The organism is Sphingobium sp. TomMM7A (assembly GCF_055397305.1).
Window position 1 is genome coordinate 2,540,920 of sequence record NZ_AP027311.1, and the last position, 23,984, is coordinate 2,564,903.

Consider the following 23,984-nt stretch of genomic DNA (forward strand, 5'->3'; position numbering starts at 1 on the left):
TCTTTGGCAGCATGCGGGGTTTGTTCGTCGACGATCCTTTCTTGAACCGCAAGGGTTTTGCTATGGATGCGAGCGCGCCGCCCGCTGGATCTGACCCGCTTCTCGACGATCTCGCAGACCCGCGGGCGGAGGTTTCCGCTGGTGGGCCTGAATGGGCGATATTGCTGCACGATCTGCTGACGCGGCCGACCGGCTTTCCCGGCCCGGCCCGTTTCGCGGCGCTCATGCTGATCGACGCTTCGTTGATCCTGACCACCCTGCTTCTGGTCGTGATGGCCATACCGGGCAGCGTTTCGGCGGCCTTCTATGACCGTCCCAGCCTCATGATCTTCTTCACCCTGGTGGCGGTGTTCGCTCTCTGCCTGACGGGCCTTTACTGGCGAAGCTGGCGCTTTCTCTCCTTCGGCGACTGCATCGCGCTTTCGACAGGAGTCGCGGGCGGAGCGACGGCGGCATGGAGCATGTGCCTGATCATCTCGGCAAAGATACGGGCCGTGCCGCTGGAGGCGGTCGGTTTCGCGCTGCTGCATTCGGCGTTGCTGCTGGTGGCGATGATCGGCGTGCGAACGGTGCGCCGGGGTCTGCGCGAATTTGCCCTGGCGCATATCGTCCCTCCCGGCGGCGGTCACAACATATTGCTGCTGGGCGAGTTGGACTGGATACGGTCGCTGATGGACATGCTTCGCGCCGAGCGGACCAATCGGTTCAATGTCGTCGGCGCGCTGACCTTTGACGGACGCGAGACGCGGTTGCAGGTCGCCGGTGTACCTGTGCTGGGTTCGCCCGACAAATTGCCGCAGATCGTTGAGATGCTGGCGACGCGGGGGCTGAAGCCCGAAAGCCTCGTCATACGCGGCGACAGGACGATGCCGCGCCGGTCCTTCTCCCATCTGGTGAAGTTGGCCGATCAGTGCGACCTGACAGTTGCGCACGCCAATGACCTGCAAAAGGCGAAGGACGGAACGGCGCGCCTGGAAATCAAGCAGTTCGAGCTGGCCGACCTGCTCGGCCGACCCGAAGTCTCCCTCCAGCGCAGCATCGTGGATCGGCTGATCCGTGCCCGCCGGATATTGGTGACGGGCGCGGGCGGCACGATCGGCGGTGAACTTGTGCGGCAGATCGCCACCTTCCGCCCCGCGGAGATCGTTCTCCTCGATCATTGCGAGTTCAATCTTTACACCATCGAGATGCAGGCGCGGGACAAGTTCCCGGATCTCATCTGCCGGCCCGAACTCTGCTCGATCCGCGACCGCGCGGCGCTCGACGACGTCTTCCAGCGTCATCAGCCGGAGGTTGTCTTCCATGCCGCCGCGCTCAAACATGTGCCCATTGTCGAGGCCAATCCGTGCGAGGGCGCCCATACAAATGTGCTTGGCACGCGAAACGTCGCGGATGCCGTCTGCGCTTATGGCTCGCTCGCGATGATCCAGGTGTCGACGGACAAGGCGGTCAATCCGGTGGGCGTCATGGGCGCCACCAAGCGCCTCGGCGAACTCTACTGCCAGGCGCTTGACCTGATCGGCCAGTGCGACCCGGACAGCCCGCGTTTCATGACGGTGCGGTTCGGCAATGTGCTGGGTTCCAGCGGATCGCTTGTGCCCCTGCTCCAGCAGCAGATGGCCGCCGGAAAGCCGCTCACCATCACGCACCCGGACATCAAGCGCTATTTCATGACCGTGGGCGAAGCGGTGCAACTCATCCTGCAAAGCAGCGCCCGCGCCATGGAAACCAACATTGATCGCGGCACCATCTTCGTTCTCGATATGGGCGAGCCGATCAAGATCGTGGATATCGCCCGGCGGATGATCCGGCTCGCGGGCCTGCGTCCGGACATCGACGTGCCGATCAAGTTCGTTGGCCTTCGTCCCGGCGAGAAGCTTTACGAGGAATTGTTCGACACCACGGAGGAACAACTTCGCTCCACCATCCCCGGCGTGATCGAGGCAAGCCCCTGCCCGGTCCCGCTCGAAAAGCTGGTGAATGCCTTCACCGAATTGGCAAACCTCATCCATACCCATGACGAGGATGGGGTGCGCGACCTGATGAAGGAATTGCTGCGCGCGCCCGCCCAATCGAACTGGGCAAAAACGCTGCGAGAATTGACTCGGGAGATCGACCTTGTCGGCAAGGCTGCGAATGAATGACCGGGTGCCAGCGTTTGCGCGACCGATGCCCATGATCCTGGGGATGAGGATATGAATCGCATAGCCCAGACGCGCGAACTAGGTGCTGCGGCCGTCGCCATCCCGCCTTTCCCGCCGCCAGACCGGCGCTGGCCCCAATATGAGCCGGACGAGATCGATGCCGTGGTCCGGGTGCTGGAAAGCGGCCGCGTCAACTCGCTGGTACATGGTGACGAGTGCCGCGCCTTCGAACGCGAGTTCGCGCTGTATTGCGGCATGCCCCATGCGATCTCTCTCGCCAACGGCACGCTGGCGCTGGAGCTGGCGTTTCGTGCGCTGGGCGTCGGGCCGGGCGATGAGGTGATCGTTCCCGCCCGCAGCTTCTTCGCCAGCGCCTCTGCCGTGGCGGCGGTCGGCGCGGTGCCGGTATTTGCCGACATCGACGCCAACAGCCACACGATTGATCCCGCAGCCGTCGTTCCGCTGATCAACGGACGGACGAGGGCCATATTGTGCGTCCATCTGGCTGGCTGGCCCTGTGACATGGACGCGCTGTCGGCGATCGCGAACGGGCATGGCCTGTGGCTGGTGGAGGACTGCGCCCAGGCGCACGGCGCCGCCATCGATGGAAAGAAGGTCGGCTCCTTCGGCCACGCCGCCGCCTTCTCCTTCTGCACCGACAAGATCATGTCGACGGGCGGGGAAGGGGGCATGTTGCTGCTGAAGGACGAAGCGCATTGGGAACGCGCCTGGGCCTATAAGGACCATGGCAAGAATGTCGCGATGCTCTCGGCGCCTGCGGCGGGCAACGCCTTCCGCTACCTGCATGAAAGTTTCGGCACCAACTGGCGGCTGACGGAAATGCAGGCCGCGATCGGGCGGGCGCAGTTGCGCAAGCTGCCGTCCTGGCTGGCGCGGCGGCGCGCCAATGCCGCCATCCTGCGCGAAGGACTGGGCGATCATCCGCTGATCCATGTGCCACAGGTGCCGCAGGGGGTGGATCACGCCTTCTACAAATTCTACCTCATGCTGGACGCGGCGGATGCTAGACCTGCCGTCATCGCCGCGCTCGCTCGTCATGGCATACCCGCCGGGACAGGATCATGCCCGGACATGTCCCGGGAACTGGCCGTCCGGAACAGTGCCCACCCCAATCTCCATTCCCTGCCGATCGCCGCCGAAATAGGCGAACGCAGCCTCATGCTGCCGGTCGATCATCTGCTAGGCGATAAAGATATGAAAATCATCGTCGATGCGCTGCTGGAGGCGCTCGAGGATGCTCGGGAAGGCGACCAGAGTTTATCCTTTCCGAACAAATAACTATCCAGCAGCAATTGACATTAATTTATTTCTGTTCTGAAACTGTAACAAAAATGGCCAGAAGTGGCCAGGAAATGGGAGGTGGTCATGCGGCTAGTTCACTCTATCGGCATTTCCCTGATGCTCGCGCTTTCGGCCTGTACCGGCTCTGTGTCCGGTCTGCCTGCTGTTTCCACTGCCAACGCCGATCAATATCGGCTTGGCCCGGGTGATGAACTTCGCATCATCGTCCCCGGCTTTACCGAAATCGACAATAGCACGGCCTTCGTCGTCAATGATCGCGGCGAACTGACGTTGCCGCTGATGGGCGGCATTCCGGTCAGGGGATCGACCATCCCCGAACTGGAACAGCGCATCGCCGCCCTGCTGGTGGAAAAACGGCTGATGGTCTCGCCCGCCGTCAGTGTTCAGCCGGTGAAGCTGCGGCCCATCTACATCCTTGGTGAAGTGCGTAGCCCCGGCGAATATCCCTATCGGCCCGGTATGACGGTCGTCACCGCAGTATCGGTGGCAGGCGGGTACACATTTCGCGCCAATCGCAACACGGTTGCCATCATCCGTCAGGTGAATGGCCAAGCGTCCACCGCCAAGGCTTCCGAAAATACGCCGATCCAGCCGGGTGACACCATCAAAGTCGTGGAGAAATGGTTTTGACAGCAAAGCGCCTCATCCCCTTCTGCTCATGCGTCATTTTGACGGGCATGGCCTTTCCTGCTGCCGCACAGCAGCTGGATCGAGCCACGCCGCTGCTGGAAACGCCGGAGGAATATGAGGCGAGAGCGGTGCAGTTGGGCAGAATATCGGCCTATCTCGGCGCGGATGCCCGGCTTGAATATGATTCCAACATCTACGCCCTGTCATCAAATGAAATCGACGATGAGCGCCTGACCATCTCGCCGTGGCTCAACCTGCGGCTGAGCGATAGCAAATTCGAGTTGGCGGCGCAGGCGCGGGGGGTAATCCGGCGCTATTTCAAGAATGACAGTGAAAATTCCGAGGGCATAAATACCAGTATCGGCGGCGTGTATCACCTGTCGGGCGCCGATAATATCACCGCTAGCGCGGGCTGGATGCGGCTGGTCGAGGACCGCGGCGAACCTGAATCCCGCACGGGCGTCGGCACGCCGCCGCGCAGATATGACCAGTGGCAAAGTGACTTTGGCTATACGCATCAGGGCGCCCGCTTCAATCTCGGCGTGAAGGGCACCTGGCTCAAGAACAACGCCTTGGCCGCCGTCGATGCCGAACGCGACTTCGACCAATATTCCGGCTCTGCCCGGTTGGGATATCGGGTCAGCGGCATGATGAATGTCTTTGGAGAAGGCTTTATCACCAGACGCGAGTTCCGGTTGCCGGTGGACGCGTCAGGTGTGGACCGCGATTCAAAAACCTATGGCGCACGGGCGGGGGTGGCCTTTGAACCCGGCGGCCTGATTCGTGGCGAAGCCTCAGTCGGCGTGTTCCGCTTCAACCCCGACGACGCGCTATTTGACAGCAGGACCGGCCTGTCGGTTTCGGCCGGGCTGACCTATACGCCGTCGCCCAGATGGGCGGTCACGCTCGACGGGTTCCGGGGTGATGTTGCCACCGTCCGCACCGGCGCGCAGTCGCGTACTGACACGAGGTTCCGTCTGGGTGTGCAGAATGAGATTTACCACAATCTGCGCTGGCAGGCTTCCGTGCTGTACCGCCGCAGCAGTTTCATCGGTTCGGGCCAGCACGAACGGACGATCGCCGGTGTGGCCGAAGTCGAATATCTGGTGAACCGCAATATTTCCTTCGCGCTCACAGGACGCATCGCCAATCGCGACAGCACAAGAGCGTTCGATGATTTCGATCGCACGATCGTCGGCGCGGAAATCCGCTTGCAATATTGATCGGGTAGAGGATCAGCGTATCTGCCGCCCGGCCATGACTTCGCGATGGGCAAAATCCAGGAATTCGTCCAGATTCAGCCAATTGTCATGGTCGGCATCCTGCCAGGCATCATTGCGCCGGGCGTTCATGCCATTGGCCCGCTCCCAGCTGTCGGCCATCCCGTCCTCATCTAGATCGACATAAGGCGTTCCGGGCGCGATCCGGGGTAGCGGGCGTGGTCCGGTTCGCATTCTTGCATCACGCAGGATATTCCCTGTCCGGTTGCGAACGTCGCTGACGGTACGTAGGTCGAGCGCATCTCGCGGAAATGCTCCAGCGCCGTCCAGTACCTGGATATAGGCCTTTTCGGGTGAGGCGACCTTCATGCTGAGGGGGCAGACGGGCCGCCCCACACGCGCAGCGGCTGCGGCGCGGGTCGTCATGACCTTGACCTGATCCAGCCTGTTGGCGGCCATGAATATTTCCGATTGGCCCGTGCTGGCGCCCACATCACGATCTATTGCAGCAATCTTGTCCGTGCCGTCTGGACCGTTTTTGTAATAGTTGCCGACGATGTTGACGGGCGTTCCGCCATAGATTTCCTGCACGCGGGTGAATTGCGACCTGGCGTTATAAAGAATATTGTTGACGATCTCCACGCATGACTTGGGCGTGAAATTCACGTCCGGACTTCTGCTTCCATTATGAGCGCACAGGTTGCGGATGAAGCTGACCTTCTGCGGCTCCCGCGGGTCGAAAGCGAGCATCGCGCATTTGCTCCGCCGGGAAATGCCCTCTGTAAAGATGGAGTTGGACATTGTGACATTGTCGTTCACGCCAAAACCGCCGATGATCTGACCTAATGCCCAGGCACCGCTGACATGATCGAAGATGATGTTGTGGCTGTTCTCAAAAAGAAATGATCCGGTGCTGGCGGCAGCATTCCCGTTGAGATCGGTTCGTACGCGGATATGGCGAATGATCACGTCATGCGTATTTTTGGCAACGATAGGGGTGTTGCCGCTTTCGCCTCCCGCATGGGTGATCAATATTCCGCCCCCAGGCGCGGTCTGACCGGCGACGGTGATATAGGGGTGGCGGATCACGGGCCGATCCGTCGTGAAACGGATCACGCCAGCGACGCGGAAAATGCACACGCGCGGCTTTTTAGCGTCTATGCAAGCGCGCAGGGAGCCGGGGCCATGGTCCGCCAGCGTGGTGACAGGCATGATCACGCCGCCACGTCCGCCACGGGTTCGTCGGCCAAAGCCTTCAGCTCCAGGGAACGCTTCGGCGCCGGGTACTTCGGGCAGCACCGAAGATCCGTCGGGATTGTCTGTGCCCGTCAACTGCCGCACGATATCGGAAGGCGTGACAAACGGAGCCACCAGTAGCGCGGCGATCCCGACACCCAGGGCGGCCACCGCATTCGAACTCACCATCGCCTCCGGTTCCGGCGCGGCCCCGTCCCGAGGAGCGACTGATAGATTGCGGACACTTGCGACGCATGCTGCTCCACGCCGTAACGGCGGTTCGCCAGGATCTGCGCCTGCGCGGCGATCGCCGTCAGTCGATCGGGACAATCGAGCAACTCGACGATGGCCCGTCCCATGGCGGCGGGATCATCGGGTTCGACCAGCATGCCCGTCACGCCATGGTCGATCGCTTCGATATTACCGCCCGACGCGGCAGCAATCACGGGCGTACCGAGCAGCATGGCTTCGATCAGCGACCGGCCAAAGGGCTCGTTGACGGCCGTCACCACATGAATGTCGCAGCCCGCCATTAATGCCGCCGATGGATAGCGAAAGCCCATGAGGCGCAGGCGATCGCTTACGCCCAGCGCCTTGGCTTTTTCGTTGATCTGTTCCTCTATCCCGTCCATCAGCGGCAATCCGAACATCAATCCCATCACTGGAAGATCGGGCCGCGTCCGGGCAATATGTGCCAGCGTTTCCACGAACATCAGCGGCCTTTTGCGGTCGATGAAATGGCCGAAAAAGCCCAGAAGGCGGGTGTCGGGATCGACGCCCAGCTCCGATGTCAGCGCCAGATGCGCCTGCGCCCGGTCGATCGGCTCGGCGTCCGCGTCGAACGGGCTGTAGATGACGGAAGTCTTGCGCGCCGTGCGCTTTCGACGGCGCACCTCGGACAAGGCGTAGGCTGATACGCCGACGATGCGATCCGCCGCGAAGGGGGCGACGAAGCGGACGCCTCGGGCATCATGACTGCCCCTATGGTGCCACAGCATCTTGGCCCCCGCCAGACGCGCGGGCAATGCCCAGGACATATGCATTGGCCCATCATTGGTATGGACGATCCGGACGTCGTTCAGCCTCAGAAAGCGGGTCATGCGCCACTGATCGATCAAGGCGCTCACCGTCTCCGCCTTGCCTCCCGCTTTGGGAACGCCAGGCGATTCGCCGAAGAATCGGGTATCGGGCAGAGTGACGAACTCCAGCCCCTCGGATCGCAGGAAATCGCCGAACTGCCCCGATCCATAATGCAGGACGATGAGGGGGGAGAAGCGGCTCCGATCCAGCTGATGGATGAGCTTGGTCGCGGAGATATGGCTGCCTCCCATGGCGCCCCCCGCAAAGGGGAAGCAGATGCGCGCCGGGGCAGCGTTCCCGGCTTCGCGGTACAGGGCCGCAGCGGTTCCGGACAGAGGGGGGGAGGCGGGCAAGACCTGCAACATGTTCACATCACCTGTGCGCGGCGTGGCGAGGCGGGGGCTCCCCGTTCCTGAAAGGAGGAACCAGATACATCCCGGTAAAGCTGGTGGTAACGCGCCGCGATCTGGCCCATCGAAAACTGCTCCTGCACGCGCGTGCGGGCGATCTCACCCCATTGGTGGCGGCCATTGGGACCCATCCTGTCCATGGCCATGATCGCCTCGGCAAGCGCCGCCGGGTCGCGTGGTGGAACGACCGTCCCGCTTTTGCCGACGATCCAGCCGCTGTCCCCGACATCGGTCGCGATGCAGGGCACGCCGCACGCCATCGCTTCGCCCAGTATATTGGGAAAGCCTTCACCCCATGCCGAAGGCAGTGCGACTATGTCGAGGCCGGGCAGCAATGTCTCAAGATTCCGGTCATGGCTCCGCAGGGTCAGGCGATCGGCGGGCATGGACGCCAGCAGACGCGCAAGCGGACCGCTGGGTTCCTCCATGCCTTGACCCGTCAGCAGCAGGTGCGCATCCGTGCCACGCTCGCGCGCACGTAGCACCGCTTCGACCAGATTGGCCGCATCCTTCATCGGATGATTGCGCGCCGCCATCCCGACGATCAGCGCGCCCGGTGCAATCCCCAGATCGCGAACAAGCGCATCGCGAGCCTCTTCGCGCGGGCGGAAGAGTTCGCAATCGAACCCATTGGGGATGACCGCCATATCTTCTGCGTGAAAACCCAGCCGCTGATGCTGCGCCGCCGCCGCATGGGAGTTATAGATGATCGTGCGCGGCCAGGATGAACATGCGGCGGCTAGCCGCACGATGACCCGCATCAGGGGCTTTTCCTGCGACAGTTCATCGATGCTGTGGCGCACATTCCAGATCACCGGCACAGTGTCCGCGCTCGCCAAGGTCGCCAGCCGGGTGGCAAGATGGGCGTGATACATCCACGCCATGATGACCGCTGGCTGTTCCTGCCGGATGACGGCGCGAAGGCGGGCAAGCCCCGGCAGCAGGTCGATGGCCCTTCTCATGCCGCAATGATGAAGCGGCACGCCACTCGCGCGGATGCGGTCTCCAGCGACACCCGGTGGCATCAGCGACACGACCGACGGCTGCGTCGCGCCGCCCTGCCTGCGTTCATGATCCACCAGCTTCGCGAGCATGGTTTCCGCGCCCCCGACATTCAAAGCGGTTATGACGTGGAGAATCTTCATGGGGGCTCCTGAAGCCGTGCCGATCACATTGCGGTCAGCAACTTTTCTATTTCCGATCCGGCGCCGATCCGTTCCACAACCTCCAAGGCGCCACTGTCGCTCATGGCGAACAGCGTCCCATGATGGTCCCCGGACACCCGCGTGCGCACGATGAACAGCAGCGATCCTGGACCCTTGAGATAGGACCGAAGATTATCCACCGCCTTTCGAAGGTCGGCTTCGGCGAAGTAATTTTCGTTGAGGACGTTGGCGGCGCGAACCAGATCGAAACGGCGGCCGAAACCGTCACGCGGGGTCAGCACATCATCCTCGACAATCGTGATGAGCCCATGGTTGCGGACGCGCGGGCTGACAAGTTCGACCTTCCTGACGCCCGCACCCTGGCGCAGCCTGCGTGCCGCCAGACCGCCGACGATGCGGGACAGGATCGGCCGCACCAGCCACATGCCGGTCAGATAATCCAGACGGCGCCGCCATGGCTGTATCGACCGGCCGAACAGGTCGACCTGCAACAGCTGACCTTCGGGGTTCAGCAGCGCCGCGCATCTTTTGCCCAGCGGGACGATCCACGCATGGATGGCATAATCGGTGCCGGTGATGCGCGGCCGATATCCCTCGCGTGCAAAGGCGTCGCACAGGTCCAGCGTGGTCGTCCCCGACGATACGCCGACGTCCAGTACTTCCCGCACATCCAGCCCGCGTGCCTTGACCGCTTCCACCAGACGGCCGTCAAGCGCGCCGAACCGTCCGCCCCAGGTGCATTTGAACGTGTTGTTCGGGTTCTTGATGGAACTGAAGAAGGCGTCTTCCACCTGCTGGGGAAGGGCTTCTGCCGGGTGCGAGAAAAATTCTGTTGCTGCTACTATCATAGCCGTTGAGCCTACAATGTGTGGCGGCGGCATGAAGTGGGCGCTTGGCTATGACGCAGGCCAATAGGGATTAGCCCAAATGCGAGCGGCCTGCGGTTCTGGCTAAGCCGCTTGGCCGCCGCGACCAACTGGCGATAATCCGCAAGTCCCATGGATTTGACGCGGCCAAAGCTTCACTGTGCGCGGATGACAATGCCGATCCGGACGGATGCCTCAGGCGGAGGCAAGCCGCACATCGCCTTCATTCTGCCCGGCCTGTGTGCTGGAGGATCGGAACATATCGTCAGCCTCCTGTGCAATCATTTCAGCCGGTCGGGCTGGACGGTCAGTCTGTTCGCCTTCGAAGAGCCCGGAGCGCGCCCTTATTATGCGCATGATCCGGCGGTCAGCATCACGCAGCTGGGCTTTCCCGTCGGGCGCTTGCCCGTGCTGCGATCCGCCCTCGCGGTCTTCAATCGCATCGGCGCGCTCCGCACGGCACTGGCAAGCACGCGCCCGGACCTGATCATCAGTTTCCTGACGCGCACCAACGTCGTCACCGTTCTTGCCGCAAAGCCGCTCGGCATCCCGGTGATCGTGTCGGAACGCAACAATCCCGCCCAGCAACGACCCGGCGCCTTCTGGTCGGCTCTGCGCCGCTATACCTATGCGCGCGCGCACGGGCTGGTGACGATGACGCAAGGCGCGATGCAATATTTCCCCAAGGTCATGCGTCCCCGCCAGTGGGTCATTCCCAATCCCACCTATGCTCCTGTCACGATCGATGAGGCGCGCCCATGCGGCAGGCAGGTCGTCGCTGTCGGGCGGTTGGTGCCGCAAAAGGGGTTCGACCTGCTGCTGGACGCCTTCGCCCGCGCGGCCCCCTTGACCCCCGATTGGTCCCTCACCATCTGGGGCGAGGGGCCGGAGCGCGCGAAGCTCGAAGCGCAGCGGGACGCGCTAGGCCTGCAAGGCCGGGTGTCGATGCCGGGCGTCACGCAGGACCATGGCGGCTGGCTGCGTGAAGCCGACATCTTCGTCCTCTCCTCCCGCTTTGAAGGGTGGGGTATCGTCGTGGGCGAAGCCATGGCGGCGGGCGTCCCCGTGATCTCCTTTGATTGCCGCTTCGGCCCCGGCGAAATGATCGACGACGGGATCAGCGGCCTGCTGGTCCCGGACGGCGACGTGCCCGCTCTTGGCGCGGCCATCGCCGCCCTGTGCGCCGACCCCGATCAGCGCCGCCGCCTGTCCGAAGGGGCGCGGGCCGGCTCTCAGCGTTTCACCGTCGACCGCGTCCTTGTCCAATGGGAGCGCGCAGCGATGGAGGCGATCGCTCCGCGCCAGTCCGGGGCAAGCTCAACCAGGCCTGTCGCTATCTGAACGGCGCAGCCTGTTTTTGCCACTTTTAGACGACGCTGATTATTTATCGGCGCGCGCGCCCTGAGGCGTGCGAACTGGAGTCTTGTCCGGGGAAGTCACTGCGCTAAAACGCATAATGTCGCAAGCGCGGCTCCAGATGGGCTTTCGCGTGCTCCCGGACTCGCCGGAATCCGCGCCTGCCCGGCGGTTTCAATCAACCTATCGTTTAGATTAGCGTGAGACAGTTATGTCGGTCCCGCACCATTTTTATGCGCGTGGGGCCTCTACTGGGAGCGGGTGAATGGCGAAGTTTTACGGGACTGTCGGAGACGACACCATCAAGGGAACATCCCTAATCGACAGTATATTCGGTGGCGCAGGCAATGATCAGCTGTGGGGCGGATTAGGCGACGATTATATTGAGGGGAATGATGGCAACGACGTGCTTCATGGGGAAGCGGGCGCCGACTTCCTCAAGGGCGGTTTGGGCGATGACCAGCTTTGGGGAGAGGACGGCAATGACTCGCTCGACGGCGGTCTCGGTAACGACCGTATCTATGGCGGCCTGGGCAACAACATCGTCGTCGGCGGGGACGGCAACGATCGCATCGAAACGCTCGACGGGCACGACCAGATATTGGGGGATGCCGGGAATGACACCATCCTCGCGGGCGGGGGCCGCGACTATATCGATGGAGGCGCGGGAGATGACATCATCTACGCTGGCGCTGGCGATGACGGGTTCCTGAACGAAATCAATCCGGCGACCGGCCTGCTGACGACCCAGGCCGTGGCCGGCGGCGCTGGCAATGACTGGATCTACGGCGAAGACGGCAACGACAAGTTGAAGGGGCAGTCGGGCGACGACTATGTCTACGGCGGCAACGGCAATGACAGGGTCGATGGCGGCGACGGCAACAACTATCTGTCGGGCGGCAGCGGCGACGATATTCTGGATTCCGAAGGCGGCGTGGATCAGCTCTATGGCGGCGACGGTCGGGACAATATGGAATCGGGCGCGGGCAATGATTTCCTCGACGGCGGCAAGGACGCGGATTCCCTGAATGGGGAGGCGGGGAACGACATTCTGTTCGGCGGCGATGGTGACGACCTGCTCTTGGGCGGCGGCGGTGCCGACGAGCTGCACGGCGATGCCGGGAACGACAAGCTGACCGGCGATCTGGGCGCCGACAGGCTGTGGGGTGGCGCGGGCGCCGACTGGTTCGTCTTCAAGGGCGCGGGTGCGCTGGATGGCGGCGACCGGATAGAGGATTTCCAGGACGGTGCCGACCGCATCGTGCTGGAAAAGCTGGGAGTCACCAAATATGCTTCGGGCGGAGCGCCCGGTACGGTGTTCGCGCATGATGGAGCCTCGGGTAACGTCTTGCTGGATGTCGTCACCTCTTCCGGGGCGAAGTTCAGCATCGACATTGCCGATCCCCTGGGGACGTTGACCGCCCATAATTTCACCGCTGCGGATTTCATCTTCGCCTGATGGCGGCGCAGACCGGCCGTTTCTGAACGGAACGGGGCGCCGCTTGCTTGCTGGTGAGTGCGCGGCCCCGTTTCGCAATTCTTCCTCCGCACCGGCTATTCGGAGTTAAGACGACAGAGAAGCTGCGTCTTCCCTGCTTCGGTCCCATCATAAGTCTCGAAAAACAGGACTGAAGGTGGCGTGCCGATGAATGCGGTGGGATTTCGATTGAAGATGACCTTTTCCGCGATTCGGTTGCGCGATGCGCTGACTCATCGGCGTGCGCGGGCCGTATTCCATCTTCTGTCCGGCACCGCCGCGACGCTGGCGCTGACGCTTCTGTCCATTGCCCTGGTCGCGCGGCTGCTGGGGCCTGCCACCTATGGCATATTCGCCATGATCCTGACGCTGGGTCAGGCATGCGAGCGGCTCGTCAGCTTTCAGTCGTGGCAGCCGCTGATCCGCAATGGGGCGACCGTCGATCCTCACGCGGACCCGGTCACCTATTTCGCGCTGCTCAAATTCGGCTGGCTGCTCGATATCGGCGGCAGCATCGCGGCCTGGGCGATCGCGAGCGTGCTGACGATCGCCGGACATTATCTGTTCGGCTTTTCCTTCCAGCATGTCGGCTACACGCTCCTCTTCGCCACCTCGCTACTGTTCAACTTCAACGGTGTCTCAACCGCCATATTCAGGCTCGCGGGCCAATATCGCGCGGTGGCGCAGATTCAGGTCGCGAACGCGTTAGTCCGCCTCCTCTGCGTGGTGGTTGCTTATCTGGCGGGCGCGGGCATGCTCCAGATCATCCTCATATGGACGATCACCCAGATTTTGGGCTCGATTGCCAATTTCGTTTTTGCCATGCGCTTTTTGCCTCAGCCTGGATTTCGCCAACTGCTACGAGCAAGGGCGAAAGGGATCACCAGCCGCTTTCCCGACATTTGGCGTTTCGCGCTCGGGTCGAACCTCTCGCTCACCCTGTGGTCGAGCGTGCAGGTGGTGGACACGCTGATTGTCGGATGGCTCGCTGACCCGGCGAGCGCGGGCCTGTTCCACATCGCCAAACGCATCAGCCGCATCCTTCTCCAGGTCGGCGCGCAGGTGCAGGCCGTGGTCTATCCCGACCTCAGCCGGTTGGTGGCGGCGGGCAAGCGCCACGCCTTCGTCCGCGTGCTGGTCCAGACCGAATTGCTGCTCGGAGCTTTCGGCATATTCTGTTTTGTCGCCATGATCTTGGTTGGCGGGCCGCTGATGCGGCTTGCCGTCGGGCCACATTTTGCTGGAGCCGTTCCGTTGCTCACCGTCCAGATACTGGCGGTCACCTTCGCGATCAGCGGGTCTGCGAGCCGCGCCGGGCTGCTGGCCCTGGGCGACCAGCGCGCTCTTCTTCGCACGGTGATGGCGTGCACCGTGGCATTCTACTGCGCCGTGTTTCCGCTGGTTCCGCTGGTCGGAGCAATGGGCGCGAACATCGCCCATCTGCTATTCGGTGTGATCTGGCTGGGCAGCCTGACGCTGTGCCTGCGCCGGGCGATCAACGTCGCCCCTTGGACGGTGGAAGACGCGCGGAAATAACCGCGATCGTCAGAACTCTTCCAGCGTCTCGATGATCCGGTCGGCCTTCACGCCCTCATTCACGCCGAACTTGTGGATACGGTCGGGCCGGGCAATCTGCACCGTCCCCCACCCGCGTGATCGGGGCGCGGTGAAATCCTTGGACGGGTTGTCCGCGACATAGGTCAGCCTTCCGCCCGACCGACCGAAGATCTGCTCGACATGCTCGAACGCGCGCGGGTTTGGCTTCCAGCACTCCCGTCCCCACTTGTCGGTGCAGATACCAAGGTGGATGCCGCGCTCATACAGGCCCAGCGCCCTGATCTTGCGCCTCTGCGCGTCAAGAAAGCCGTCGGTGATCACGGCAAAGCCCGTCCTGCCGTCACGTCCCGCAAGGAACCGCTCCGCATCGGGCGCAAGGCAGATGTCGGGCCGGTGCTGCCGGTAAGTAGCCAGCATCCGCGCGATCAGAGGGGGCGACGGCGTAAGCCCCATCTCCTGCAAGCTGTCGTCGAATATCTGGCTGCGACGCCCCGCGTCGAACCGCGCGCGCATCACCTCGCCCAGCCCGTCGATGCCCAGCGCGTTGCTCGCCCATCGCCCTACGGCCCCCAGTCCGCTCAGTACATAGTCGCGCTCCAGATACAGCGTGTCGTCCAGATCGAACACGATGACGCGCTCGAACCGCGTGCTTTCAGACGAAAACGGCATCATCGAAACGCAGCATCAGGACATTGTCCTGCCAGCCATCATCCGCCGTGCGCGGCAGCCCCAGCCGTTCTTCCAACATCCACTGCGCAAATCGCGCCCCCGCCCGATGCGCCAATGGATAGCCCCCGCCGAACCGAGCATTGATCTCGAAAATGGAGGCGTTCCCCTCCGCATCCACCCGCAGCTGAAAGCACATCGCCCCGCGCGCGCCCTGAAGGGCGGAGCCCAACCGCCAAGCCAGGTCCTGGATGACCGCATGCCGCACCGTGACGCCCTTCTCGACCTCCCCCGACCGTACCCGCAGCCGTTCATGGGGAACCGCGCATTGCAGCTGTCCTTCGCCATCGAAATAGAGGCTGATCGTAAATTCCCGCCCCGCCAGAAACTGCTGGAGAATATAGGGTTCACTCTTGTAGAGCGCCGCCACCTCCTCGCGATCATAGACCATGCCGATGCCCCGGCTGGAGCTGCCATGTCGCGGCTTGGCCAGCAGCGGGAGCGGCAGATCGGCCGATCCCTCCAGATAATCCTCCACCGATATGGTAGCGGGGGAGGGGAGACCCGCACCCGTCAGGAACCGCCCCGTGGCCAGCTTGTCCCGCGCCATCTCGACCAGTGGCGCGTCAGAAACCGCCACATGACAGTTGATCGCGGCGAACTGCTCGCGCGCACTGGCATAGGCGATAAGTTCGGTATCGATCGTCGGCACAATCAGTTCGATCTGCTCACGCCTGCAAATATCCAGCATCGCCGGAATGAACCCATCGCTCTCCGCAGGCGGCGCGGCAAAGCTGCCGTCCGCCTCGACACAAGCCGGGCTCCAGTCCGGTTTCAGATCGCACGCAAACATGGCAAGGTCGATGCCCAGCGCCGCCGCCGCTTCGCGGAAGCTCCGCATCAGGCCGACCCGCCGCCCGGCGGAACTCAGCATCATGCGCAGCGACCGGCCGCTGCGTTCAGGTCCCTCCCAATCCGTGCCCAAGGTTGCCGATGCTCCTCCAGTCCGGGTCGTGGGTGCGTCCATGTCAGGCTACCTCTCTTATCAGCACAAAGGCTTCCGCCGCCCGCCGGCTGACGCAACTACCCCGCACCTGCGCAAGCGCGCGCAGGGTTTCGAAGGATCGTTCATTGGGAAAAGGACGAACCTGCGATTCAAAACATCCAAAGGCCTCGATCTTCCGATCCAGATGCTCGCTGATGTCGATGAAGACGTGCGGCTGAAACGGAGGCGTCAGATATGGCGCCGCCCAATTGGTTTCCGACACGGTCTCATAAGCCAATATGCGCCGTGGATAATGCGCCCCAACCGGCCGTGCCGCGACCATCGCCGCTTCGAATATCAGGCCATGGTCGAAATGCAGGTCGCCGGGGAAGGGTAGGAACAATGTGTCGGCACGGCTCTCCGCCACCACAGCGGCGATGCCCTCATTCAACTCCGTGCGGGGCAGGCAATCCAGCGCCGCCGCCTCAAATTCCAGGAAATGAGTCCGCCCAACGCCCAGCAGCTCATGCGCTTGGCGCGCTTCGGCCTGCACCCGCTCCACCTGCGACGTATCAAATCGCGGCGGCTTTCCCTGCGTCGCGATGACGACCTCGACGTGGCGCCCCATGGCAGCGAGGCGAGCAATCGTTCCCCCGCAGCCCAGAACTTCATCGTCGGGATGGGGCGCGATCACCAGTGCGCGCTCTATGCTATCGATCATGGTCATGCCGCTGCCTTGGCCCGCCCCAATATGGCGTGGTTGGGCAGGGGCGCTTCCCGCGCCGTCTGCCAGCGTAGCACATGCAATCCCTGATCGTCGCCGCAGCGCACGACGAAGCCTTCCGCCATACGCTCGACAATCTGCCCCGGCATGGCGGCGGCATGATGGCGCAGGGGCACCAAGGCCGCCTCTTCGATGACGATCTTCTCGCCCGCAAAGCTCGTCCAGGCGCCCGGATAGGGATGACCACAGGCCCTGACGCAGCGCCAGATCGCCGATCCCGGTGCCGACCAGTCGATCAGCGCATCTTCCGGCCGCCTGCGCGCGGCATAGGTGGCGCACCGCTCATCCTGTATCGTGAGCGTCGGCGATCCGTCCCCAATATCCTCGAGCACGTCCGGCAGCATCGCTTCCAGCGCTTCCATATGTTTGGCGTAGAGCGTCGCTGCCGTCTCATCCGGCGCCAGATGGAAATAACGCTGGCCAAGCAGCGGCCCGCTATCCACCCCCGCATCGATCAGGAAGAGAGAGGAAGCGGAAATGGGCTCATCCAGCAAGATGGTCCATGGAATGACAGCGCGGCCCCGCAGGCGTGGCAGTGGCGCGGGATGATAGCCCACGACTCCCCTTCTGGCGGTGGCGCGGAACGCCTCCCCGCAAATCTGCGACCAGCCGATGACGAAGATATAGTCTGGCGCCACATCGCGGATCGCCTGCAACGCGGCATCGGAATTGATATTGGCGGTTCGCACCATCCGCGCCCCCGCTTTTTCGGCCTCGCCCGAAAGATCGACGAAATCGGAATGGCGATGGGCAAGGTCCGGCGGCAGGGTGAATACCGCCGCCAAATCCCATTGGCGGGATTCGCCAAGGGCCGTCACCGCGACCCGCGTGCTTTCAACCGCGCCAACGACTATGGCCTTCATGCGCCCTCCTGATCGATGACTGGTTGGACCGTTCGCCGCGCACGGCCACGCTGATCGTCCGGGCAAGGATGGTAAGGTCGAGCCACAAGGAGCGGTTCGCAATGTACCACAGATCGAGCGCGATCTTGTCCCGCTCACCCAGCAGCGTGTTGCCGTTGACCTGCGCCCATCCGGTGAGGCCGGGCCTGACCGCGCACCGCTGCCGTCCCCGCTCTCCGGCTTCCTCTATGGTCGCGGGCAGCAGAGGGCGGGGGCCAATCAGGCTCATGGTCCCGGTCAGGATGTTCCACAGCTGCGGAAGTTCATCCAATCGCGAACGCCTGAGGAACCCGCCGAGCCGCGTCGTCCGCATGGCGTCGGGCAGCAACCGACCATCCCGGTCGTGGGCGTCGGTCATGGTGCGAAACTTGATGACGGGAAAGCCCCGCCCGCCCTTCGTCACGCGCATCTGTCGGTACAGCACCGGCGCGCCATCGGTCAGCCTTATGGCGCCAGCGATGACCGCCATGACCGGCAGCGCCAAAGGCAAAGCGGTGGCCGCGAACAGCATGTCGATCAGCCGCCTCATGCCCATCAGGATTCTCCGGCAAGGATCGGCGCGTTGACCCTCTTCCGCTCGGCCCGCCCGGCCACGGGACCGTTCATCTCCATGGTCGAAAGCAGCAGCGCATTCACCATCTCGACCGAATAATTTTCTTCAACCGTCTTGCGCGCCGCCATGCCCAGTTGCGCGGGCAGGCCCCGCTGCTTGCATATCCGCACCATCGCGTCGGCCAGCGCCTTGGCATCGCGCGGCGCGACGATGAAACCGTTCACCCCCTGCCTGATCGGCTCACGGCAGCCCGGCATGTCGGTGGTGATCACGCCCCGGCCCACCGCCATCGCTTCCAGTATCGTGCGCGGCAGCCCCTCCCTATACCAGCTTGGCAGAACGAAGATGCTGGCCTGCCCCAGATAGGGGCGAACATCGCGCGTCTCGCCCAGATATTCGATGATGCCTTCGTCCTGCCATTGGGCGATCGCCTCGCGCGAAACGGCGGCCGGATTTTCATCGAGCGGCCCAAGTAGTTGCAGGCGCACATCGGGAAAGCGCGCCCGGACGATCCGGGCCGCTTCGACATATTCGATCAGGCCCTTATTGCGCAGCAGCCGCGCAATCATAAGGAAAACAGGCGGTCCTTCCGGCAAAGCCGCCTGGGCATAATGGGAAAGGTCCACGCCCGACCCCGGCACCTGGATGACCCGGCTGTCGGGGCGCAGGATATGGTGGCGCAGCATCTCGCCACGATCATCGCTGTTGAAGACGAACACCGCCTTGGCGGTGCGCAGCGCCTGTCGGTACAGAATGGACACGATCGCCCGCACATAGGGCAGCAGTCGCGATTCACCGTCGCTGAACACATGACCAAGCCCGCTCACCATTGCGTAGAAGCGGATGGACGGGAAAAACCGGCTGGCGATGCCGCCATAAATGATCGGCTTCTGCGTATAGGCCATTACCGCGTCCGGCCGATGTTTCCGGAAGCAACCGATCAGCCAGCTCAGCGTGCCCATATCGGCAAAAGGGTTCATCCCCGCCCGCGCCATGGGGATGGGCAGGTAGGTCGCGCCCATCGCCGCCAGCTTTGCCTCGATTTCGGGATCGCGGCCGGGCGCGCAGACAATGACCTCATGCCCGTTGCCGATCATTGCCGCGATCAGCCGCCCGCGAAAATTGATCACCGAATAGGCGAGGCTGGCGATGACGATGATCTTCATGCGGTCCCGTGACTGCTCCCGGATCGCCGCGCTATTGGGTGCGGCAAGGGCAAGCATAGGACAAAGCAGCCGAAAAACGCCGCACCATTCCGCACCTATACTTGAGGCCAGCCGCCCATCCTTTCGGATGATGAATGGGGATCGGGATTTGATCTCTGCTCAAAGGGATAAGGCCTCTACCCCTCTTCGGATCGTACCTATGCCCAACTGCCCGGCGCCCACATCCGCCCTATCTGAAGAACATGATTGATCGCCAGCCAAGCTTCGTCGTTATCGGCGCCATGAAGGGTGCGACAACCTGGATCGCTCATCAACTCCGCAATCATCCCGGCCTGTGGCTCCCTGACGCCGAACCGCATTATTTCAGTTCGGAATATGATCGCGGCCCGGCCTGGTACGCTTCTCTCTTCGATCCCGCTCCGCCCGGCCGCATCATCGGGGAAAAGTCGGCCGACTATCTCGCGCATCCGCAAGCCCCGGAGCGTATGACGGCCATGATTCCCGACGCCCGCCTCATCGTTCAGCTGCGCGACCCGGTTCAGCGTGCCTATTCCGATTATTGCATGCTCTTCCGACGCGGACAGGTCGGCGGCGACCCGCGCAAATATCTGGAAAGCGCCCAGCCTGAACAGTCGCGATTCCTGTCGGGCGGGCTTTACGGCGCACATCTGCGCCGTTTCCTCCGCCATTATCCGCGCGATCAGATTCATGTGATCCTGTACGAATCGCTGCGGGAGCAGCCCGAACAGGTCATCGCGGACGTGTGCACCCATATCGGCGTGCCGGTACATATCGCGCCCGAGGAGGTGGCCAGCCGGAAAAATGACAGCTCCAGCCCGATGTTGCCGTTGCCGCTGCGCCGTATGCTGCAACCGATGCGCCCGGTGCTGGACCCCTTCCGCTCCAACCCCCATCTGGCGAAACTGCGCGCATCCCTGGCGGCGCCGATCCGCTATCCGCCCCTCACTGATGAACTGCAGCAGATGCTGCGCGATTTTTACTGCGAGGATCTGTTGATCCTGCAAGACATCCTCCAGATAGATTTGCGCCACTGGATCACCGGCGATCCTGCCACGAGGGACGTTCAAGCCGTGGCGGCGAAGTGAGGCGCGCCGTCATTCTCCAGTAACGGCGGCGGCTTATCTGACGCGCTATGGAGCAATTGCCCGGCGTGCATACATGTCCGCTAACTGCTGGGCGGGCAACTGCGGGGGTACTCCGGAAAAGTCGGCCACTGACGATCGTGCATAACGTAAATTGCCGGCCATAAGGGAAGTGAGGTGCGCTGATGCCCGGTTTCAGGGTGGTTCGACCTTGGCTGTTGAACCTCTATGTCCACCGATTGCCTCGCTTTCGCGGGAAATGGCGGCTGTTGTCGCCTTTCGCCAGGTTGCTGGATGGCACGCCGATTCGATCGAGCTATGGCCGTGTCCGACTGGCCTTTGATGTCCGCGACCGGACTCATCTGCTCGGGCTGACCGGGGAATATGGCGCGCGAGTCTCCGATGAGGTGGAATGCCTCCGTCCCGGTGACTGCTTCATCGATGTCGGCGCCAATTGCGGCATCTTCACCCTGCTTGCAGCGGAGCGGGTGGGGCCGGACGGGCTGGTGGTCGCCTTCGAACCTTGCTTTTCCACCTTCGCAAAGCTGGTCCGGAACATCAGCCTGAACGCCTTTGGCAATGTCCTGCCCTTCAACATGGCCATTGCGGCCCTGACCCGTCCCGACCTGCTCGACAATAGCGCGACAGGGCATTCCGGGCGCTTCTCCATCGCCAGCGAGCCTGTGGAGGAGGGGGAACGGGTCATGACATTGTCGATCGGCGACTTTCCCGGCCTCCTCAAGCTGATCGGCGACCGATCCATCACGGTGAAGATCGATGTGGAGGGATTTGAATATGCCGTCCTTCAGGGGCTGGCGCCGATCCTCGCCCTCCCGCAAACGCGTGCAGCGGTCGTCGAAATCGATAACCAGAACCTTCACCGCTATGGTGCTGATGCAGGCGAAGTCTTCACCCTGCTAGAGCGCCATGGCTTCACCCGCGTCGATCGTGACGGCGCAGGCGATCATTTCGACGCGGTTTTCCACCGCCGGACTCACACCGCAGTAACCGTCGCGGCTTGTGCTAACGTCACGCCGTTTCGTCGGCGGCCTTCTCATGCCGCCCCCGTCTCGCTCTCGCTTGCCCGATCAACATCCCGCCTCGCGCGCGTCGCTGCGGCCCTGCTGGTGTTGGCAGGCGGCTGGTTCGCCATGGGCAAGGGCGTGTCGGTCGATCGTGGACAGGCGGAGGAATATTTCATCAAGGAAGCCTTACAGTCGCACAAAGTCGCGGAAATGCGGAACGCGCTGCGCCGTTCCCCGCCCACGGTGTTCAACATCGGCGAAGTCGGCTCCTTCGCCCGCATCGCGCTTCCCGTCCTGCCGCAGGGTTGGCGCATCACCGACGTCCAGCTTTTCCCTTCCGACAGCGGTCCCAGCCTTCAGATGACCATCACCAACGACGTCAGCCGTCCGGTATCCCTGTTCGCCGTCCGCGACGATGGCGTGGCGCCCGCCAAACCGGCCGTGCTCACCCGCGATGGCAAGACCGTCGCCTATTGGCAGGAGGGCGAACTGGCCTACGCCCTGATCAGCAAGAAGAAGCAGCCAGCCGAACTCGATCGCCTTGCCGAGGATATCGCCGACAATGTCTCCTCCTAAGGGCGGTTAGTACAACCCTCAGCGATCCGCCTAAGCGGACGGCGTCTCTTCCTGCGTCAACGGCCCTTCCAGCCCGTTGCCCGTCCGCATCCGCGTCACGATGTTCCACGTCGCGATGAACAGCGCGGCGATCACCGGCCCGATGACGATGCCGTTGAATCCGAACATGTCGATGCCGCCGAGTGTCGTGATCAGCACCACATAATCGGGAATACGCGTATCCCGCCCGACCAGCATCGGCCGCAGCAGATTGTCGATCAGGCCGATGACGAAAAGGCCGCACAGTATCAGGATGATCCCCTTGACCACCGCGCCCGTCGCCAGCAGGTAAATCGCCACCGGCACCCACACCAATCCCGTGCCCACCGCCGGGATCAGCGAAAAGCATCCCATCAGCACGCCCCACAGCAGCGCTCCGGTGATCCCCAACGCCCAGAAAACAGTGCCGCCGATCATCCCTTGAACGATGGCTACGACCACGCTGCCCTTGATTGTGGCGCGGGTGACGACAACGAACTGCTGCATCAGCGCCCGCCGGTGGGTGGAACGCAGCGGCGCCGCGCGATCCAGCCGCGCCGCCAGCGCAGGCCCGTCGCGCAGCAGGAAGAAGGTGAGGTAGAGCGTGACGCTCAACGCCACGAAAAAGCTGAATGCGCTCTGCCCGATCTGGAACACCTGCGATGCGACGGACCGGAAGCTGTTGGCGATCCCCTGACCCAGCATGTCGCGCACCGCCGCGAAATTGGTGATGCCCACGCGCGCCAGCAGGTTCGAAGCCCAATCCGGCAGGTTCGCCCGGAATGCATTGAACATGGCGGGGATATTGATCTGCCCCGACTGTATCTTGGCGTAGAAAAGCCCCGCTTCCTGCACCAGCGAGACAGCCAGCACGATCGCGGGCAGGATGACGACGGCCACGATCAGCAACAGCGTCAGCCCCGCCGCGCTATTGGGGCGGCCCGGCATCTGCCGCAGCAGATTCTGGTTGATCGGCCCGAACAATATGGCGGCGATCACGCCCCACAGGATGGCCGCGAAAAACGGCTCGATCACCAGCGCAAAGGCCACCGATACCAACAGGACGAAGCCCAGAAAAACACCGTCTTCGATGCGGACATTCTGTGGCTTGTCGGTCATGTTCGCGCTTTGGCAGAAATGGGGGGCAAAAGTCCATCTCCCGCGCGATGGCGGCGCTTTTGCACCGCGACCAACATCCGCTGTGTCAAAAAGGTCGCAGTTGCGTCAATTTTCCCTGAGCGATTGAATCCGCGTCGGCGAAGCGTAAGAGCTTCAAGGACAACCATCGGAAAGCAGGACATGGCAAAACCCGAATCCTGGCGGCTGAGCCCGGAAGCCTACAGCTTCATCACCAGCATCGATACGCGCTTCCAGGATATCGACACGATGGGCCACATCAACAATGTGGCCATCTCCGGCATCTTCGAAACCGCCCGCATCCGCTTCCACCATCATCTCGGCCGTCACCCGCAGGAACAGGGCGTGCGCTGGCTCGTCGCCGCCGTGTCACTCAACTTCGTCGAGGAATCGCACTTCCCCTATCCGTTCGAAGTGCATTGCGGCATCGGCCATATCGGCCGCACCAGCTGGACCGTCAGCTCCGCCGCCTTCCAGAAGGGAGTCTGCGTAGCCACCTGCGACACTACCGTCGTCACCCACGGCTCCGAAGGCCGCCGCAGCATCGACGCCAGCCTGCGCGAAGCCATGGAGCGCAACTTCCTGCGCCAGCCGGCCTAACTCA

At 62.9% G+C, this 23,984-nt stretch carries 21 protein-coding genes; 10 read left to right on the plus strand and 11 right to left on the minus strand.

Annotated features, from left to right (window positions below; translation table 11 throughout):
- Positions 1-62: 62 nt before the first annotated feature.
- The 4 genes from ACZ5ZH_RS12660 to ACZ5ZH_RS12675 all read left to right on the plus strand — a co-directional run bounded on the left by ACZ5ZH_RS12660 (position 63) and on the right by ACZ5ZH_RS12675 (position 5,320).
- Positions 63-2,144 carry a polysaccharide biosynthesis protein gene (locus ACZ5ZH_RS12660; RefSeq protein ID WP_464775191.1) on the plus strand — a complete coding sequence of 694 codons (2,082 nt, stop codon included), beginning with the start codon at positions 63-65 and terminating at the stop codon, positions 2,142-2,144.
- Positions 2,145-2,195: 51 nt separating this feature from the next.
- Positions 2,196-3,443 carry a DegT/DnrJ/EryC1/StrS family aminotransferase gene (locus tag ACZ5ZH_RS12665; protein ID WP_464771731.1) on the plus strand — a complete coding sequence of 416 codons (1,248 nt, stop codon included), beginning with the start codon at positions 2,196-2,198 and terminating at the stop codon, positions 3,441-3,443.
- Between the two features lie 87 nt (positions 3,444-3,530).
- Positions 3,531-4,097, plus strand: a complete 567-nt coding sequence (locus ACZ5ZH_RS12670) for a polysaccharide biosynthesis/export family protein (protein WP_449470913.1) — start codon at positions 3,531-3,533, stop codon at positions 4,095-4,097.
- Positions 4,088-5,320 carry an outer membrane beta-barrel protein gene (locus ACZ5ZH_RS12675; protein ID WP_464771732.1) on the plus strand — a complete coding sequence of 411 codons (1,233 nt, stop codon included), beginning with the start codon at positions 4,088-4,090 and terminating at the stop codon, positions 5,318-5,320. Before ACZ5ZH_RS12670 ends, ACZ5ZH_RS12675 begins: the two co-directional genes overlap by 10 nt.
- Positions 5,321-5,332: 12 nt before the next feature.
- Here ACZ5ZH_RS12675 and ACZ5ZH_RS12680 read toward each other — a convergent pair whose 3' ends face one another.
- The 4 genes from ACZ5ZH_RS12680 to ACZ5ZH_RS12695 form a co-directional block, all read right to left on the minus strand.
- On the minus strand, positions 5,333-6,742 hold the full coding sequence (locus tag ACZ5ZH_RS12680; protein ID WP_464771733.1) for a pectate lyase: 1,410 nt from the start codon (positions 6,740-6,742) through the stop codon (positions 5,333-5,335).
- On the minus strand, positions 6,736-7,884 hold the full coding sequence (locus tag ACZ5ZH_RS12685) for a glycosyltransferase family 4 protein (protein ID WP_464775192.1): 1,149 nt from the start codon (positions 7,882-7,884) through the stop codon (positions 6,736-6,738). The genes ACZ5ZH_RS12680 and ACZ5ZH_RS12685 overlap by 7 nt, the downstream gene beginning before the upstream one ends.
- A gap of 116 nt (positions 7,885-8,000) precedes the next feature.
- A complete protein-coding gene (locus ACZ5ZH_RS12690; protein WP_464771735.1) occupies positions 8,001-9,188 on the minus strand; it encodes a glycosyltransferase in 1,188 nt (395 codons plus the stop codon).
- Between the two features lie 23 nt (positions 9,189-9,211).
- Positions 9,212-10,057 carry a hypothetical protein gene (locus ACZ5ZH_RS12695; protein ID WP_464771736.1) on the minus strand — a complete coding sequence of 282 codons (846 nt, stop codon included), beginning with the start codon at positions 10,055-10,057 and terminating at the stop codon, positions 9,212-9,214.
- Between the two features lie 186 nt (positions 10,058-10,243).
- Here ACZ5ZH_RS12695 and ACZ5ZH_RS12700 point away from each other — a divergent pair, with 186 nt between their 5' ends.
- From ACZ5ZH_RS12700 to ACZ5ZH_RS12710, 3 genes are all read left to right on the plus strand, one after another.
- A complete protein-coding gene (locus ACZ5ZH_RS12700) occupies positions 10,244-11,416 on the plus strand; it encodes a glycosyltransferase family 4 protein (protein WP_464775193.1) in 1,173 nt (390 codons plus the stop codon).
- A 280-nt stretch (positions 11,417-11,696) separates the two neighbouring features.
- Positions 11,697-12,890, plus strand: a complete 1,194-nt coding sequence (locus ACZ5ZH_RS12705; protein ID WP_460987286.1) for a calcium-binding protein — start codon at positions 11,697-11,699, stop codon at positions 12,888-12,890.
- Between the two features lie 213 nt (positions 12,891-13,103).
- On the plus strand, positions 13,104-14,444 hold the full coding sequence (locus ACZ5ZH_RS12710; protein ID WP_464771738.1) for a lipopolysaccharide biosynthesis protein: 1,341 nt from the start codon (positions 13,104-13,106) through the stop codon (positions 14,442-14,444).
- A gap of 9 nt (positions 14,445-14,453) precedes the next feature.
- On the opposite strand, the gene ACZ5ZH_RS12715 is transcribed toward ACZ5ZH_RS12710, so the two are convergent.
- Genes ACZ5ZH_RS12715 through ACZ5ZH_RS12740 form a run of 6 tightly spaced genes read right to left on the minus strand, consistent with a single transcriptional unit; the run spans position 14,454 to position 19,521 of the window.
- The gene (locus ACZ5ZH_RS12715; RefSeq protein WP_464771739.1) at positions 14,454-15,137 is read right to left on the minus strand and encodes an HAD family hydrolase; all 684 of its coding nucleotides are present in this window, start codon (positions 15,135-15,137) and stop codon (positions 14,454-14,456) included.
- Positions 15,118-16,158, minus strand: coding sequence for an ATP-grasp domain-containing protein (locus ACZ5ZH_RS12720; RefSeq protein ID WP_464771740.1), 1,041 nt, complete (start codon positions 16,156-16,158; stop codon positions 15,118-15,120). Before ACZ5ZH_RS12720 ends, ACZ5ZH_RS12715 begins: the two co-directional genes overlap by 20 nt.
- A gap of 1 nt (position 16,159) precedes the next feature.
- Positions 16,160-16,843, minus strand: a complete 684-nt coding sequence (locus ACZ5ZH_RS12725; RefSeq protein ID WP_464771741.1) for a PIG-L deacetylase family protein — start codon at positions 16,841-16,843, stop codon at positions 16,160-16,162.
- A complete protein-coding gene (locus ACZ5ZH_RS12730) occupies positions 16,840-17,763 on the minus strand; it encodes a methionyl-tRNA formyltransferase (RefSeq protein ID WP_464771742.1) in 924 nt (307 codons plus the stop codon). Before ACZ5ZH_RS12730 ends, ACZ5ZH_RS12725 begins: the two co-directional genes overlap by 4 nt.
- Positions 17,735-18,337 (minus strand): sugar transferase, encoded by a 603-nt coding sequence (locus ACZ5ZH_RS12735; protein ID WP_464771743.1) that lies wholly within the window; start codon positions 18,335-18,337, stop codon positions 17,735-17,737. Before ACZ5ZH_RS12735 ends, ACZ5ZH_RS12730 begins: the two co-directional genes overlap by 29 nt.
- Positions 18,337-19,521, minus strand: coding sequence for a glycosyltransferase family 4 protein (locus tag ACZ5ZH_RS12740; protein WP_464775194.1), 1,185 nt, complete (start codon positions 19,519-19,521; stop codon positions 18,337-18,339). The genes ACZ5ZH_RS12735 and ACZ5ZH_RS12740 overlap by 1 nt, the downstream gene beginning before the upstream one ends.
- Before the next feature lie 242 nt (positions 19,522-19,763).
- Here ACZ5ZH_RS12740 and ACZ5ZH_RS12745 point away from each other — a divergent pair, with 242 nt between their 5' ends.
- Together ACZ5ZH_RS12745 and ACZ5ZH_RS12750 are read left to right on the plus strand one after the other, a co-directional pair.
- Complete coding sequence (locus ACZ5ZH_RS12745; RefSeq protein WP_464775195.1) at positions 19,764-20,627, plus strand: sulfotransferase family protein; 864 nt, start codon at positions 19,764-19,766, stop codon at positions 20,625-20,627.
- Positions 20,628-20,809: 182 nt separating this feature from the next.
- Positions 20,810-22,225, plus strand: a complete 1,416-nt coding sequence (locus ACZ5ZH_RS12750; protein ID WP_464775196.1) for an FkbM family methyltransferase — start codon at positions 20,810-20,812, stop codon at positions 22,223-22,225.
- A 30-nt stretch (positions 22,226-22,255) separates the two neighbouring features.
- On the opposite strand, the gene ACZ5ZH_RS12755 is transcribed toward ACZ5ZH_RS12750, so the two are convergent.
- Positions 22,256-23,362, minus strand: coding sequence for an AI-2E family transporter (locus ACZ5ZH_RS12755; protein ID WP_460987299.1), 1,107 nt, complete (start codon positions 23,360-23,362; stop codon positions 22,256-22,258).
- A 180-nt stretch (positions 23,363-23,542) separates the two neighbouring features.
- Between ACZ5ZH_RS12755 and ACZ5ZH_RS12760 the strand changes: the two genes are divergently transcribed.
- Positions 23,543-23,980, plus strand: a complete 438-nt coding sequence (locus ACZ5ZH_RS12760; protein WP_449470942.1) for an acyl-CoA thioesterase — start codon at positions 23,543-23,545, stop codon at positions 23,978-23,980.
- The last annotated feature ends 4 nt before the right edge of the window (positions 23,981-23,984 follow it).